This is a genomic window from Caulobacter sp. GW821-FHT11A05 (assembly GCF_058809015.1).
Genome location: NZ_JBXASF010000008.1, coordinates 148,315 through 163,552 on the forward strand (window position 1 = coordinate 148,315; position 15,238 = coordinate 163,552).

The 15,238-nt window shown below is 67.1% G+C and carries 14 protein-coding genes; 8 read left to right on the plus strand and 6 right to left on the minus strand.

Annotation, left to right across the window (positions count from 1 at the left end; translation table 11 throughout):
• Positions 1 to 7: 7 nt before the first annotated feature.
• Both AC1RSK_RS13325 and AC1RSK_RS13330 read right to left on the minus strand, forming a co-directional pair.
• Positions 8 to 325: a GNAT family N-acetyltransferase gene (locus tag AC1RSK_RS13325; protein WP_492908037.1), complete on the minus strand. Its 318-nt coding sequence runs from the start codon at positions 323 to 325 to the stop codon at positions 8 to 10.
• Positions 318 to 3,569 carry an amidohydrolase family protein gene (locus tag AC1RSK_RS13330; RefSeq protein WP_492908038.1) on the minus strand — a complete coding sequence of 1,084 codons (3,252 nt, stop codon included), beginning with the start codon at positions 3,567 to 3,569 and terminating at the stop codon, positions 318 to 320. Before AC1RSK_RS13330 ends, AC1RSK_RS13325 begins: the two co-directional genes overlap by 8 nt.
• A gap of 67 nt (positions 3,570 to 3,636) precedes the next feature.
• Between AC1RSK_RS13330 and AC1RSK_RS13335 the strand changes: the two genes are divergently transcribed.
• Positions 3,637 to 3,864, plus strand: coding sequence for a sulfurtransferase TusA family protein (locus AC1RSK_RS13335; protein ID WP_492908039.1), 228 nt, complete (start codon positions 3,637 to 3,639; stop codon positions 3,862 to 3,864).
• A 142-nt stretch (positions 3,865 to 4,006) separates the two neighbouring features.
• On the opposite strand, the gene AC1RSK_RS13340 is transcribed toward AC1RSK_RS13335, so the two are convergent.
• On the minus strand, positions 4,007 to 4,897 hold the full coding sequence (locus AC1RSK_RS13340) for a YihY/virulence factor BrkB family protein (RefSeq protein WP_492908040.1): 891 nt from the start codon (positions 4,895 to 4,897) through the stop codon (positions 4,007 to 4,009).
• Positions 4,898 to 5,343: 446 nt separating this feature from the next.
• Positions 5,344 to 6,471, minus strand: a complete 1,128-nt coding sequence (locus tag AC1RSK_RS13345) for a CaiB/BaiF CoA transferase family protein (RefSeq protein WP_492908041.1) — start codon at positions 6,469 to 6,471, stop codon at positions 5,344 to 5,346.
• Between the two features lie 97 nt (positions 6,472 to 6,568).
• Here AC1RSK_RS13345 and AC1RSK_RS13350 point away from each other — a divergent pair, with 97 nt between their 5' ends.
• Positions 6,569 to 7,471 carry an ROK family protein gene (locus tag AC1RSK_RS13350; RefSeq protein WP_492908042.1) on the plus strand — a complete coding sequence of 301 codons (903 nt, stop codon included), beginning with the start codon at positions 6,569 to 6,571 and terminating at the stop codon, positions 7,469 to 7,471.
• 8 nt (positions 7,472 to 7,479) lie between these two features.
• On the opposite strand, the gene AC1RSK_RS13355 is transcribed toward AC1RSK_RS13350, so the two are convergent.
• The gene (locus AC1RSK_RS13355; protein WP_492908043.1) at positions 7,480 to 7,902 is read right to left on the minus strand and encodes a DUF1801 domain-containing protein; all 423 of its coding nucleotides are present in this window, start codon (positions 7,900 to 7,902) and stop codon (positions 7,480 to 7,482) included.
• 116 nt (positions 7,903 to 8,018) lie between these two features.
• Between AC1RSK_RS13355 and AC1RSK_RS13360 the strand changes: the two genes are divergently transcribed.
• From AC1RSK_RS13360 to AC1RSK_RS13385, 6 genes are all read left to right on the plus strand, one after another.
• Positions 8,019 to 9,278: a DNA polymerase IV gene (locus AC1RSK_RS13360; protein WP_492908127.1), complete on the plus strand. Its 1,260-nt coding sequence runs from the start codon at positions 8,019 to 8,021 to the stop codon at positions 9,276 to 9,278.
• 13 nt (positions 9,279 to 9,291) lie between these two features.
• On the plus strand, positions 9,292 to 9,798 hold the full coding sequence (locus AC1RSK_RS13365; RefSeq protein WP_492908044.1) for a hypothetical protein: 507 nt from the start codon (positions 9,292 to 9,294) through the stop codon (positions 9,796 to 9,798).
• Positions 9,752 to 10,108 (plus strand): DUF2332 family protein, encoded by a 357-nt coding sequence (locus AC1RSK_RS13370; protein ID WP_492908045.1) that lies wholly within the window; start codon positions 9,752 to 9,754, stop codon positions 10,106 to 10,108. Before AC1RSK_RS13365 ends, AC1RSK_RS13370 begins: the two co-directional genes overlap by 47 nt.
• A gap of 124 nt (positions 10,109 to 10,232) precedes the next feature.
• The gene (clpS, locus tag AC1RSK_RS13375; RefSeq protein ID WP_492908046.1) at positions 10,233 to 10,565 is read left to right on the plus strand and encodes an ATP-dependent Clp protease adapter ClpS; all 333 of its coding nucleotides are present in this window, start codon (positions 10,233 to 10,235) and stop codon (positions 10,563 to 10,565) included.
• An 11-nt stretch (positions 10,566 to 10,576) separates the two neighbouring features.
• Positions 10,577 to 12,898 (plus strand): ATP-dependent Clp protease ATP-binding subunit ClpA, encoded by a 2,322-nt coding sequence (clpA, locus tag AC1RSK_RS13380; protein WP_492908047.1) that lies wholly within the window; start codon positions 10,577 to 10,579, stop codon positions 12,896 to 12,898.
• Between the two features lie 223 nt (positions 12,899 to 13,121).
• Complete coding sequence (locus tag AC1RSK_RS13385; RefSeq protein WP_492908048.1) at positions 13,122 to 13,970, plus strand: SDR family NAD(P)-dependent oxidoreductase; 849 nt, start codon at positions 13,122 to 13,124, stop codon at positions 13,968 to 13,970.
• Here the strand turns inward: AC1RSK_RS13385 and AC1RSK_RS13390 are convergent.
• Positions 13,967 to 15,220, minus strand: coding sequence for a NupC/NupG family nucleoside CNT transporter (locus AC1RSK_RS13390; RefSeq protein WP_492908049.1), 1,254 nt, complete (start codon positions 15,218 to 15,220; stop codon positions 13,967 to 13,969). The two genes, AC1RSK_RS13385 and AC1RSK_RS13390, sit on opposite strands and share 4 nt — an antisense overlap.
• Between the last annotated feature and the right edge of the window lie 18 nt (positions 15,221 to 15,238).

Sequence of the window (15,238 nt, forward strand, 5' to 3'; positions counted from 1 at the left end):
GCGGGCTTTAGATGCCCAGCGCCTTGCGATAGTCGGGGTGAACCAGGTCGTGGAATTCGGGGTGCTTGGCGATGTAGCCGGCGAAGAAGGTGCAGACCGGGATGACCTTCATGCCCTTCTCCCGGGCATAGGCCATGGCGTGACGCACCAGGGCGCCGCCGACACCCCGCCCCTCGAAGGCGGGCGGCACGACGGTATGAGGGAACAGGATGCCGCTTTCGAGCAGGCGGTATTCGGCGAAGGCCGTCTCGCCGTCCAGATGCACCTCAAAGCGCCCGCCCTCGGCGTTGTCGACCACCTCGAAGGTTGGTTTGGCGTCAGTCATCGGTGTGGCTCGCTGCTTCGCTGGTGGTCACCCCGCCCCAGGTTTCGCCGCCGGCCTGCTGGTGCCAGAACGGCTTGCGAGCCCGCTGGCGCGTGCCGACCTCGTTCATGTCGCTGTCGAACAGCCGGCCGTTGACCATGGTGAAGCGGACCTGCCGGGTGTTGCGGATGTTCTCCAGCGGGTTGGCGTCGAGGATCACCAGGTCGGCCAGCTTGCCGACCTCCAGCGAGCCGATGTCGCGGTCCATGCCCAGCGCCTGGGCCCCGTTCAGGGTGGCGGTGCGCAGGGCCTGCAGCGGGCTCATGCCGCCCTGGGCCATCATCCAGATCTCCCAGTGCAGACCGAGGTCCTCGCGCTGGCCGTGGGCGCCGGCCTGGACCGAGACGCCCAGGTCGTTGAGTTCGCGGGCCACGGTGGCGATGCGGATGTGGTTCAGCTCTTCCGGCGGGATCTTGAAGGGCCGGCGCGAGCGGGCGTCGAGGATGCGGCGCGGCACGTACTTGGTGAGGATCGGGTCCTCCCAGACATTGGTTGTCTCATACCAGTAGTGCTCGCCCCAGGCCCCGCCATAGGCGACGACCAGGGTCGGGGTGTAGGCGGTGCCGGTCTGCGGCCACAGCTGCTTGACGTCGTCGTAGATGGCGGCGACCGGGATGGAGTGTTCGATGGTGGTGTGGCCATCGATCAGCATGGTCATGTTGTGCTCGAACAGCGAGCCGCCTTCGGGCACCACCGACATGTCCAGGGTCCGGGCGGCGGCGATGATCTGCTGGCGCTGGTCGCGGCGGGGCTGGTTGTAGCTCTTCACGCTGAACGCCCCGGCCGCCTTCATGCGGCGCAGGTGGCTGAGGGCGTCCTCGGGGCTTTCGACCTTGGCGGTGAAGGGGGTGGTGGCGCCGTAGAGGATGGTCCCGGTCGAGAAGATGCGCGGCCCTATGACCTCGCCGGCCTTCTCCAGCTCACTGTGGGCGAAGATCTCGCTGGTGTCGTTCGAGGGGTCGTGGATCGTCGTCACCCCGAAGGCCAGGGCGGCGTAGTTGATCCAGCTCTGTTGCGGGATGATCTCGTCCGAACCCATCGAGCCGTGCCAGTGGGCGTCGATCAGGCCGGGGATGATGGTCTTGCCGGCGACGTCGACGACCTTGGCGTCGGCCGGCGCATTGACCGCGCCGCGCTTGCCGATGGCCTCGATGCGGTTGCCGTTGAGGACGATGACGCCGTCCTCGATGACCTCGTCGCCCTTCATGGTGACGATGCGGGCGCCGACCAGGGCGATACGGCCTGTGGGGGCGTCGTAGGCCTGGGAAAAGCCCAGCTTGATGCCGCTTTCCGGGGCCTTGGGCAGCTCCTTGGGCGCGCCGTCGACGAAGGCGAAGGCCTCCTTCAGGTCACGGCTATAGAGCTCCGGTCCGAGCGACCACCAGAGGCGCTTGGAATCGCCCGACCAGTGCAGCCATTCGCCGGCGTCGCGGGTCACGCGGGTGACCGGCAGGGCCTTGTTGTCGGGGCCGATCTCGACCGGCTTGCCGGTAAACACCAGGGGGGCGACGTAGGCGTTGAAGCGCTCGGTCCAGGCCACCCACTTTTCGTCGGGGGCGATGGCGTATTCGGAGGCGTTGGCGCTGATCAGGTGGGTCTTCTCGTCGCCGCCGTCGAGGTGGGCCGACTTCAGGGCGCGCTTGCCCTCGGCCTCGTAGCTCATGAAGTAGACGCGGTCGGACGCGGCGCCGAACTGCGGCAGGACGCCGTTGGCGGTGATCTCTTTTGGCTCGCCGCCGGCCGCCGGCACGCTCCACAGCCCCGTCTCACCGCCCCACAGGGCGCTGGTCAGGTAGCCGTCCTGGACGGTGCGGTAGACGATGGTGCGGCCGTCGGGGCTGAAGGTCGGCTCGACGTAGTGGCCGGGTTTTTTCGAAACCACCCTGCCCTCGCCGCCAGCGGCGGGGGCGACGCGGATCGTGCCGAAATTGTCGTCCGACCAGGTGGTGTAGACGATGGAGGCGCCGTCGCGCGACCAGGCCGGATAGAGCTCGAAATGGTCGCTCTGGGCGGTCAGGCGTTTGGGCGCGCCGCCGGCGACGTCACGCAGCCACAGCTTGCCGAGCGCCTCGAAGACGACCTTGTCGCCGCGCGGCGAGACCTCGGCCCAGCGGACCATCTTCACATCGAAGGATTTCGGCGCGACGTCGACCTTGGCGCGGACCGCCTGGGTGACTCGGCGGGTGGTCTTCACACGGAAGGGGATGTCGGCGACCGCGCCGGTGGCGGCGTCGACCTTGCGGATCTTGCCGCCGGCCCACAGCACCACGGCCTTGTTGTCCGGGGTCCAGGCCATGTTGGGGTAGACCCCATGGATGGCCCAGGTCTCCTGCATGTCGCGGTCGAGACCGTCGTAGACCGGGGTCTCCTTGCCGCTTTCCAGGTCGCGGATGAAGAGGGTGGATTTGTAGCGAACGCGGCGGACGAAGGCCAAGCTCTTGCCGTCCGGCGAGGGCGTGGGGCGGATCGAGCCGCCGGGGCCGGTGACGTATTGGCCGGTCTCGCCGGTCTTCCGGTCGAGGCGCTGGATCACATAGATCTGGGTGTTGGGATCCTTGCTGTACTCGAACTGGCCGCCGGGCGTGGCGTCGTCGCTGAAGTAGAGGTAGCGGCCATCGGGGCTGAAGGCCGGCTCGCCGGTGTCCTTCTGTTCGGTGCGCTTCTTGGTCAGCTGCAGGCCGTCGCCGCCGGCCCGGTGGTAGAGCCACATCTCGCCGGCCCCGAGCGAGCGGCCGGAGGTGAAGTGCTTGCGGCCGACGACGTACTCACTGTCGGGCGACCAGGCCGGCTGGCTGAGCAGGCGGAAGGTCTCCTTGGAGACGGCGTGCATGTTGCCGCCGTCGCGGTCCATGACCCAGATGTTGTCGCCGCCGCCGCGGTCGGAGGTGAAGGCGATCCAGCGGCCGTTGGGCGAATAGCGGGCCTGCATGTCCCAGGCGACGCCGCTGGTCAGGCTCTTGGCCTCGCCGCCGCCGATCGGCACGGTGTAGAGGTCGCCCAGGAGGTCAAACATGACCTCCTTGCCGTCGGGGCTGACATCGACGCTCATCCAGGTGCCGGTGGTGGTGTCGATCACCGCGTCCTTGGACGGACCGGGCGGGGCATTGACGTCCCACTTGGGCGGTTCGGCCTTCTTGGGGGCCGCGAAGGCCGGGCCGACGACGAAGGAAGCGCTGACCAGCGCGGCTACCAGACCCCGAAGCATGACGCCCCCTGCACAAGTTTGAGGCGGGACCCTAGCGGCAGATTCCACGGCGCGCTATCGGAACAGGATGAGCGCTGTTCTCACTCTGGACGCCCGCGGCCACCGCTGTCCGGTGCCGACCCTGAAGCTGCGGCGGGCGCTGGGAGGGCTCGAGCCTGGGGCGTTGGTTCGGCTGATCGCCGACGATCCGATGGCCAAGGTGGACGTGCCGCATTTCGCCAGCCAGGGGGGGCATGAGGTGCTCGAGCAGGTCGAGGCGGACGGGGCGGTGAGCTTCGTTATCCGCAAGGGCTAGCCGCCTCTCTCAACTGTCATTCTCCGGCCGCGGAGCGGACCGGGGAACCCAACTTTCCGCGTGAAGACTCATGGGAGTCTATCCAGCCCAGGCTTGGGTCCCCCGGTTCCCGCTCCGCGGGCCCGGAGGATGACAGGGCATTTCAAAGCAGCGGCGCGTCCTCGAAATCCAGCGTCGGCTGGGCGATAGCCAGCTCCACCTCGGTGGCGATGGCCCCGCCGAGGAAGACGACGTTGACGTTCCAGCTGAGCCAGATGAGGAACACCACCACGGCCGAGACCGAGCCGTAGGTGGCGCCCAGGTGGGCGATCTGTTCGACGTAGAAGGCCGACGCCCAGCTGGCGCCGACCGCCAGGGCCGCGGCCGCCATGCCGCCGATGATCGAGGCGCGCCAGACGACCGGCTCCCGGCTCATGGCGTAGCGATAGATCAGGGTCATCGCCAAGGTGATGCCGATGCTGGTCCAGGTCCATTCGCTGAGGAAGAAGGTGCCGGCCAGCGGCTTGATGTTCAGGGCCGAGCCCATCAGCCGCAGCATCAGGAACATGGCCGAAACCACCCCCATCAGCACGAAGGCGCAGATCAGCACGATCAGGGCCATGAAGTTGAAGCTGAAGAAGCCGCGCTGGTTCTCTTCGTCATGGATGAAGGACAGGCCCGCCAGCAGGGCCTTGAAGCCCCGGTGGGCCGCGTAGCCGCCGATGATGATGGCCAGGGCGCTCTGGGCCGAGACGGCCTGCAGCGGGGCGTGGGCCAGGCGGACAAGCTCGCTCTCGAACAGGGCCTGGGCGCCGGGCGGCATCAGGCCTGTGAGCGACTCGGCGCGGCGGGCGATCTGGTCGGGATCGGCCAGCAGGCCGAACAGCCCCATGCCGATGGCGATGGCCGGAAAGGCCGCCAGCATGGCCCAGAAGCTGACCCCGCCGACATAGAGCATGACGTCCCGCCCCCACAGCCGCGACAGCGACTTGCCCGCCACGCTGAGGGTCAGCCGCGCCCAGTGGGCCGGATCGAGGTCTCGCCAGTGACTCATGAGCGCGAACCGGCCGCGGGTATCGGACATCGCGGGAACCTGCCTGCAACCCCCCTCCTTAGCAAGAGTGGCGGGGCGCAATACAAGACGGCGCGCCGCCCGTGTTACCGAGCGGCGCGCCTCCAGGATGACCTTGCCTTCGTCCTGTATGCCCTTTGGCGCCGCTTTCGAGGGACGGGAGAGCGCGGCGCCTCCAGTCACGATGCCAAATTACAAACCGGTGGCTGAACCGGGGCTGAATGGAACGAGGCGGTTCGACGTCAGGAATCTTGCGTGGGTGAAATGTTGGCGCGTGCTCGTCCCCTCGCCCCGACCATCCTCGCGTAGGCGAGGATCCATGCGTGGGTTGAGATACGCGCTGGCCGAGGCGGCTAGGCCGGAAACGCCTTTGGCGGCGCCGGCCATGCATGGATCCTCGCCTTCGCGAGGATGATCGGTGGACGGGTTTAGAGCGCGCCCGAGTCCTGCAACTGCTTGATGGCCTCCGCGGAGAATCCCCAGTCGCGGAGGGCGGCCTCGTTGTCGGCCCCAATCTTGGGTGGCGGCCCCTGGATCTGGCCGGGCGTGGCGGAGAATCGCGGGGCCGGGGCCGGCTGGACGACGCCGCCCAGGGTGACGAAGGTTTCGCGGGCGACGTTGTGCGGATGCTTCGGGGCCTCGTCGAGGTCGAGGATGGGGGCGAAGCAGATGTCGGTGGCGTCCATGATGGCGCACCACTCGGCCTGGGTCTTGGTCTTGAGGACCTCCGCCAGCTTTTCTGTGAGCTCCGGCCAGGCGTCGCGGTCCATCTGGGCCTGGAAGGCCGGGTCGGTGATGCCGGTCTTCTCCAGCAGCAGGGCGTAGAACTGCGGCTCGATGGAGCCGATCGAGATCCATTTGCCGTCGGCGCACTGGTAGGTGTCGTAGAAGTGGGCGCCGCCGTCGAGCAGGTTGGAGCGGCGCTTCTCCTGCCAGATGCCGGCGGCCTTAAAGCCGTAGAACATGGCCATCAGCGAGGCCGCGCCGTCGCTCATGGCGCAGTCGATGACCTGGCCCTCCCCGGTGGCGCGGGCATGGATGACCCCGGCCAGCAGGCCGAAGGCCAGGTAGAGGGCGCCGCCGCCGAAGTCGCCGACCAGGTTGAGCGGCGGGATCGGCTTGTCGTCCGTGCCGATGGCGTGCAGGGCGCCGGTGATGGCGATGTAGTTCATGTCGTGGCCGGCCGCCTTGGCGTACGGGCCGAACTGGCCCCAGCCGGTCATGCGGCCGTAGACCAGCTTGGGATTGCGCTTCAGGGCTACGTCGGGGCCGAGGCCGAGGCGCTCCATGACCCCGGGCCGGAAGCCTTCGATGATGCCGTCGGCCTCTTCCATCAGCTTCAGGCAGGTCTCGATGGCCTCGGGGTTCTTGAGGTCCAGGGCCACCGAACGCCGGCCACGGCCGGTGATATCGGACGGCGAGCCGCGGCCGGCGCCCTTGCGGTCGATGCGCACCACGTCGGCCCCGAGGTCCGACAGCAGCATGCCGCAGAAGGGGCCCGGACCGATTCCGGCGAACTCGACGATCTTCAGACCGGACAGGGGCCCCTGGGCCATCGGCGTATCTCCACTGGGTGTTTGCGGCGATCTAGAAGCACTGCCGCACCGTCAGGCAAGCCTTGCGTGAGGGCCGCCGGCGGGGCGATATCGCCACATGCTCAGGATCGGCGTGGACTTCGGCGGCACCAAGATCGAGGCGGCGGCCCTCGACGGCGAAGGCCGCTTCGTCTCCCGCATCCGCCTGCCCAATCCCCGCGTCTACGAGGCCTCGCTGGAGGTCACCCGCCAGGTGGTCGAGGCGGTCGAGCAGGAGGTCGGGCAACGGTTCGAACGGGTCGGGATCGGCATCCCGGGCTCGATCTCGCCGCGGACCGGGCTGATCCGCAACGCCAACAGCTACTGGCTCAACGACCGGCGGCTGGCGGCCGACATGGAACGGGCCCTGGGCCGCCCGGTGCGCCTGCGCAACGACGCCGACTGCCTGATCATCTCCGAGGCGGCGGACGGGGCGGCTGTAGGGGCCAAGGCGGCGTTCGGGGTGATCATCGGCACCGGTTGCGGCGGCGGGCTGTGGCTGGGCGGCGCCGACTGGCCGGGGGCCTCGGGCTTCTCGGGCGAGTTCGGCCACACGCCCCTGCCCTGGCCGACGGCGGAGGAAGCCGGCGCCCACAGCTGTTGGTGCGGCCGCGTGGGCTGTCTTGAAACCTGGATCAGCGGCAGCGCCTTTCTGGAGGATTTCGCCAAGAGCGCAGGCCACCCCCTCGACGGCGCCCATATCGTCAACCAGGCGCGGCTGGGCGAGCCGATCGCTCGCGGCGTGCTGGACCGCTATATCGACCGCCTGGCGCGCGGCCTGGCCGTGGTCTGCGATATCCTCGATCCGGACGTCATCGTGCTCGGCGGCGGCATGTCGAACATCGACGAGCTGTACGAGCGGCTGCCGGCCCTGATCGCGCATCATGTGTTCTCGGACACCTTCGAGACGCCGATCCGCAAGGCGGCGCACGGGGATTCCTCGGGTGTTCGCGGCGCGGCCTGGCTCTGGCCGCTGGACTGAGACGACGCCTACTTCAGCCCTGCCCCATCGCGAACGGCTTCCCGCAAGGTATCCAGGTCGATGTCTTTCAGGCCTTTGAACTTGATGCAGTAGCCGGTGACGCTGGCCTTGCCGAGCCTCTCGCCATAGGCCGCCCTCAAATATGCCTTGTCTTCGATGCCCATAATATAGACCGAGATGCCGGCCGTGTTCGCGCTGACGCCAATCTGATAGAAGTCTCTCGTCTTGCCGTCGGCGTATTTTATGGTCTGGAACCCGTATCCGATATTGGGGTTGGAGACGACCTTACCCTCATCGTTCTTGCCGTCCAGGAACCACAGCCTGCATCCCGGCATCGCTTGCAGAATGAGGTCATGCAACGACTGCAGGTCGCCGCGTTTCGGCTCGGGTTGGCTGGCGATGTAGCCCGCGATCTGTTCCTGCACGGTCATATGAAATTGTCCGCCGCCAAAAGCTTTGGGATATCGCCCGCCAATCCTCGATACTGAAGGCCACGATGGTCGGCCGCGCCGCCCATGGCAAGATCGACACAGCCAGGCGAACGAGTGTGAAGGCCTTCTGCCGCGACTGCTTCTGGACCGGGAACGAGGCGCCGCGCCGCTGTCCGGCCTGCGGCTCGCCGCGCATGGTGGCGCACGCGGAACTGGCCAGTCTCAGCATCGCCCACATGGACTGCGACGCCTTCTACGCCTCGGTGGAGAAGCGCGATCGGCCGGAGTTGCGGGATGTACCGCTGATCGTCGGCGGTGGGGTGCGGGGGGTGGTGACGACCTGCTGCTACATCGCCCGGATGAGCGGGGTGCGGTCCGCGATGCCGATGTTCAGGGCCCGCAAGCTGTGCCCGCAGGCGACGATCCTCAAGCCCGACTTCGCCAAGTACGTCCACGAGAGCAAGCGGATCATGGCCATGATCCGGGACCTGACGCCCCTGGTGCAGACCCTGTCGCTGGACGAGTGCTGGATCGACCTGTCGGGCACCGAGCGGCTGCACGGCATGCCGCCGGCCCTGACCCTGGCGCGGCTGCAGGCGCGGATCGAGGCGGAGGTCGGGCTGACCGTCTCCATCGGCCTGGCGCCCAACAAGTTCCTGGCCAAGGTCGCCTCGGAGCTCGACAAGCCGCGCGGCTTTTCGGTGCTGGGCTCGGAGGCGGCCTCGGTGCTGGCGCCCAAGCCGGCCAGCATCCTGCCCGGTGTCGGGCCGGTGTTCGCCGCCACCCTGGAGAAGGCCGGCTATCGCACGGTTGGCGACCTGGCGCGGGCCGAGCTCAAGGAGCTGGCCGAACAGTTCGGCAGCCATGGGATGAGCCTGCATAAGCTGGCCCACGGCCAGGACGCCCGGTTGGTCAATCCCGGCCAGGGCCGCAAGACGATCAGCGCCGAGACCACCTTCAACGAGGACTATTCGGACCGCGAGACCCTGGAGAACATCCTCTGGCCCTTGTGCGAGAAGGTGGCGCGGCAGCTGCGCAAGGAGGGCATCACCGGCCGGGTGGCGGTACTGAAACTGCGCAAGACCGACTTCAAGATCATCACCCGGCGGCGCACCCTGCCGGCCCCGACGCAGACGGCGCGGACGCTGTTCAACGCGGTGCGCGAGCTGCTGGCAGCGGAGACGGACGGGACGCTGTACCGGCTGATCGGCGCGGGGCTGTCGGATTTCGAGATCGCCGGGGCGTCGGGGGAGGACTTCTTCGCGGGGGACGAGACGCGGGCGCTGAAGCATGAGACGGCGATGGACCGGCTGGCGGAGAAGTTCGGCAAGGGGGCGCTCGTGACCGGGCGGGCGCTGAAGGTGGCGAAGGAGTGAGGGGCGTGGCGCCATGATCCGCTGGTTGAGGAATATGCTGGTAGCTCTGCGGTCAATCGACTGGCTACCGGCTGCCGTGGCCGTTCGGGCCGAGCAGCGCTATCAGGACGCGCTCGACGGACTGTCGCGCCGGTTTGAGCCGCCAACCGAGGACGGGCCGTCCCCGGATGCGCCCTTGCTGGCCAACATCCTGTTTGCGGACTTGAACGTCCGTCTCGAGCGGATGGCGCCGGCCTATTACGCCTGCGCGTCGGCGCTGGAGCAGATGGCGGATCCGAAGAACCCCCTGCAACTCCGGCCGGCGAACGTCCGGTACCTGCGATATCACTGCAAATGGATGCTGACGCAGACCTCTCGCTTCGTAGACTCGGAGGCCTTCAAGCTGGCGCTGTCGATCACGGAAACCTGGGCGGAGATCGACCTTCCCCGGACCGGTTCGCTGTTCAAGGAGATGTTTCCGATCCCGGCGGACTATGCGCTGCAGTTTGACGAGTACATTGCGGAGAACGCCGCGCTGTAGAAGCGATGGGTCCGTCGATGCGCATGGCGGCGAATCTCTCCGCTTCGAAACGATCGCGACGGCGCTGTTTCCCCCGGTCACGCGCCAATCCATGCCGCACTGCACTCAAAACGCCGTGGGCGAAGCCATCGCCGCCGCAGCCGCCAAAGCCACCCGCACCGCGCCGCTCGCCCACCTGAGCATGGAGCCCGATCCTTCGCGGGAGGGCTTCCCAATGGCCGTGCGGCTTACCATATGGCCGGACGGACGCAGCCTTCACCTCGCCGACGTGCATCCGCACGGCGCCTGGGTGCGTTGGGTGCGCGGTTAGGTCACACGCTCTCCCAAAGCGTCGCAGGTCGCATCTGGCCCCTTTCAAACGGCCGATGTTTCCATATCTAATCATCAACAATGGCGGTCGCGTCGCGGTCGCCCGAGGAGTGTCGAAGGTCGGTATGGCTGAACGGAAGTCAGGCGGAGCAGGCCAGGGCGGCTCGGGAACGGCGGTGGTCACACAGACCAAGGCCAAGACCGCCAAGCCCTCGCTGTATCGCGTCCTGATTCTAAACGACGACTACACCCCGATGGAATTCGTGGTTTACGTGCTTGAGCGTTTTTTCAACAAATCGCGCGAAGATGCGACCAGGATCATGCTTCACGTGCACCAGAACGGTGTCGGGGTTTGCGGCGTCTTCACCTACGAAGTCGCCGAGACGAAGGTCGCTCAGGTGATCGACGCAGCCAGACGGCATCAGCACCCGCTGCAGTGCACCATGGAAAAGGATTAGAGGAGCCCCATTTGCCCTCGTTTTCGCGCAATCTCGAAGAAACCCTCCACCGCGCGGTCGCCTACGCCAACCAGCGTAAGCACGAATACGCCACCCTGGAGCACCTCCTGCTCAGCCTCGCCGACGACGAGGACGCCGCCGGGGTGATGAAGGCCTGCGATGTCGATCTGGCCGAGCTGAAGAAGACCCTGGTCAACTACATCGACACCGAACTCCGCGCCCTCATCGTCGATGACGGCGAGGAGGCCAAGCCGACCGCCGGCTTCCAGCGCGTCATCCAGCGCGCGGTGATCCATGTGCAATCCTCCGGCCGCGATGACGTGACCGGGGCCAATGTGCTGGTCGCCGTGTTCAGCGAGCGCGAGAGCCATGCCGCCTACTTCCTGCAGGAGCAGGACATGACGCGGTACGACGCGGTCAACTACATCGCCCACGGCATCGCCAAGAAGGCCGGGGCTTCCGAGCCCAAGACCGTCAAGGGCGCCACCGACGAAGAGGAAGGCGGCAAGCCGAACGCCAAGACCGGCGGCGAGGCCCTCGAGGCCTATTGCGTCGACCTCAACGAGAAGGCGCGGCAGGGCAAGGTCGACCCGCTGATCGGGCGGCTGGCCGAGGTCGACCGCTGCATCCAGATTCTCTGCCGGCGGACCAAGAACAACCCGCTGCTGGTCGGCGATCCGGGCGTCGGCAAGACGGCCATCGCCGAGGGCCTGGCCCGCAAGATCATCAACCACGAAGTGCCGGAGGTGCTGGAAGGCGCCACCATCTTCTCGCTCGACATGGGCGCGCTGCTGGCCGGCACACGCTATCGCGGCGACTTCGAGGAGCGGATCAAGCAGGTCATCAAGGAGCTGGAGAACCACCCCAACGCCATCCTGTTCGTCGACGAGATCCATACGGTGATCGGCGCCGGCGCGACCAGCGGCGGGGCGATGGACGCCTCCAACCTTCTGAAACCCGCCCTGGCCTCGGGCACCCTGCGCTGCATGGGCTCGACGACCTACAAGGAGTTCCGTCAGCACTTCGAGAAGGATCGGGCCCTGGTCCGGCGCTTCCAGAAGATCGACGTCAACGAGCCGACGATCGACGACACCATCAAGATCCTCAAGGGCCTGAAGGTCTACTACGAGGAATTCCACAAGCTGAAGTACACCAACGAGGCCATCAAGACGGCGGTGGACCTGTCGGCCAAGTACATCACCGACCGCAAGCTGCCGGACAAGGCGATCGACGTCATCGACGAAGCCGGCGCCGGCCAGATGCTGCTGCCCGAGGGCAAGCGCAAGAAGACCATCGGGGTGAAGGAGATCGAGGCCGTCGTCGCCAAGATCGCCCGCATTCCGCCGAAGTCGGTGTCGAAGACGGATACCGAGGCGCTGAAGGAGCTGGAAACGGATCTGACGCGAGCGGTGTTCGGCCAGGAAGAAGCGATCAAGCAGCTCAGTTCGGCCATGAAGATGGCCCGGGCCGGCCTGCGCGACGGCAACAAGCCGATCGGCAGCTACCTGTTCAGCGGCCCGACCGGCGTCGGCAAGACCGAAGCCGCCCGGCAGCTGGCCTCGACACTGGGGATCGAACTCCTGCGTTTCGACATGTCGGAGTACATGGAACGCCACACCGTCAGCCGGCTGATCGGGGCTCCTCCCGGCTATGTCGGCTACGATCAGGGCGGCCAGCTGACCGACGCGGTCGACCAGCATCCGCATGCCGTGGTCCTGCTCGACGAGATCGAGAAGGCGCACCAGGACGTCTACAACATCCTCTTGCAGGTGATGGACAACGGCACGCTGACCGACAGCAACGGCAAGAAGGTCGATTTCCGCAACGTGGTCCTGATCATGACCACCAACGCGGGGGCCTCCGACGCCCAGAAAAACACCATCGGCTTCGGCCGCGGGCGCAACGACGGCGAGCAGGAAGAGGCGCTCAAGCGCCTGTTCACGCCGGAGTTCCGCAACCGTCTGGACGCCGTGGTGGCCTTCAAGCCGCTGACCCAGGACATCATCCGCCAGGTGGTGCAGAAGTTCGTTCTGCAGCTGGAAGCCCAGCTGGCCGACCGCAACATCACCATCGAGACCACCGACGAGGCGGCCGACTGGCTGGCCAAGAACGGCTTCGACGAACTCTATGGGGCGCGGCCGCTGGCCCGGGTCATCCAGGAGCACATCAAGAAGCCGCTGGCCGACGACATCCTGTTCGGCAAGCTGTCCAAGGGCGGCCACGTCAAGGTCGTGCTCAAGGACGGCAAGATCGCCTTCGAGTTCGAGATCGACACGCCCAAGCCGAGAGAACCGGGCGCGCCGGAAATCGAAGAGCCGGCGTTGGCGGAGTAGAGACGGTATTCCTCCCTCCCCTTCATGGGGAGGGACAGACCGCGCAGCGATCAGGGTGGGGAAGTGGGCGGCGTCTCCTGTAAATAGGGATTGGCGGCATTCGACTTCCCCACCCGGCCCTTCGGGCCACCCTCCCCATAAAGGGGAGGGATGATCCCGGGCCTTGCCATGCGAGCCCGCCTGACCCAATTGAGTGATCAGGGTTCACTTGAGGGGCAGCATCATGAAACGCAGCGTCGTCGTCACCGGCGTCTCCACCGGCATCGGCTGGGGCGCCGTCAAGGTGCTCACGGCCCAGGGCTTCCACGTCTTCGGCAGCGTCCGCAAACAGGCCGACGCCGACCGCCTGAAGCAGGAATTCGGCGACAGCTTCACGCCGCTGATCTTCGATGTCACTGACGCCAAAGGCGCCAACGCCGCCGCCGATACGGTGCGCAAGGCGCTGAACGGCCAGACGCTCGCGGGGCTGGTCAACAATGCTGGGATCGCCGTGGCCGGCCCCCTGCTCCACCTGCCGGTCGATGAGTTCCGCAAGCAGCTGGAGGTCAACGTCACCGGCGTGGTCATCGCCACCCAGGCCTTCGCGCCGCTGCTGGGCGCCGAGGCCGGACTGACCGGTCCCAAGGGCCGCATCGTCAACATCAGCTCGGTCGGCGGGCGCAACGCCGCGCCGTTCATGGGGCCATACAGCGCCTCGAAGTTCGCGTTGGAGGGGCTGTCGGAGAGTCTGCGCCGCGAGATGTTGATCCACGGGGTGGACGTGGTCGTGGTCGCGCCTGGCGCGGTGGCGACGCCGATCTGGGACAAGGCCGACGAGGTCGACACCAGCCTCTATGCCGGCACGGTGTTCGCCCCGGCGCTCGACCGGATCAAGGCCTATATGCTGACCCTGGGCAAGAACGGCCTGCCGCCGGAAGCCATCGGCGAGGCGATCCACAAGGCGCTGACGACGGCCAAGCCGAAGGTGCGGTACGTGGTGTCGCCGACGCCGTTCGAGGTGCTGCTGACCGAGGTCATGCCGCGCCGGACGATGGACCGGATTCTCGGCAAGCGGCTGGGGTTGCTCCCCTAACCCGCCAGCAACAGCCCCGCCATCGCCGCGCTCATCAGGTTGGCCAGGGACCCGGCCAGCACGGCCAGCAGGCCCAGCCGCGCGATGGTCGGGCGCTTTTCCGGGATCAGGCCGCCGAGCACGCCCATCTGGATGGCGATGGAGCTGATGTTGGCGAAGCCGCAGAGGGCGAAGGTGACCACCGCCTGGGTGTGGGGCGACAGGGTCGCTTTCGCCTCGCTGTAGTGCAGGTAGGCGACGAACTCGTTGAGGATCAGCTTTTCGCCAAACAGCTCGCCGGCCTTCTGGGCCTCGCCCCAGGGGACGTTGAGCATGAACATCACCGGGGCGAAGACGTAGCCTAGGATCTGCTGGAAGCTGAGGTCGGGGTAGCCGAACAGGCCGCCGATGCCGCCGAGGATGCCGTTGGCCATGGCGATCAGGGCCACGAAGACGATCAGCATGGCGCCGACCGCGACGGCCAGCTGAACGCCGTCCGAGGCGCCGTTGAAGGCGGCCATGATGATATTGGCCGGGCGCTCTTCCTCGTGCTCCGCGGGCGTGATGGCGGCGATGGCCTGGACCTCTTCGTCGGCCTCGGCCGGAGGCGGCGCCTTTTCGTCGGGCATGATGATCTTGGCCATCAGCAGGCCGCCGGGGGCGGACATGAAGGCGGCGGCCAGCAGGTATTCGATGCGCACGCCCATCTGGGCATAGGCGGCCAGGATGGAGCCGGCCACCCCGGCCATGCCGGTGACCATCAGGGCGAAGATCTGGGCGTCGGTCAGGCTGCGCAGGTAGCCGCGCACGACCAGCGGCGACTCCGACTGGCCGACCAGCACGTTGGCGGCGGCGTAGAGGCCCTCGACCTTGTCGACGCCAAGCAGCCAGCGCAGGGCCCCGCCACCCCACTTCACCACCAGCTGCATGATCCCCAGGTAGTAGAGGATCGAGACCAGGGCCGAGAAAAAGACGATGATGGGCAGGATGTTGATGGCGAAACTGGCGACGCCGTTGACCTGGGTCAGGCCACCGAACACCATCTCGATGCCGACCTTGCTGTAGCCAAGCAGGCCCTCCACCCCGTGCGCCGCCGCCGCCATGGCGGCGCGGCCGGCCGGCAGGTAGAGGACGAAGACGGCGATCGCCGCCTGCAGGGCGAAGGCGCTGCCGACGATACGCAGGTTGATGCGGCGGCGACCGCGCGACAGGGCGAAGGCCACGCCCAGGATCAGAAGGATGCCGCCAAGGCCGATCAGGATCTGTTGCATGCGTGGTTCCCCGACGCC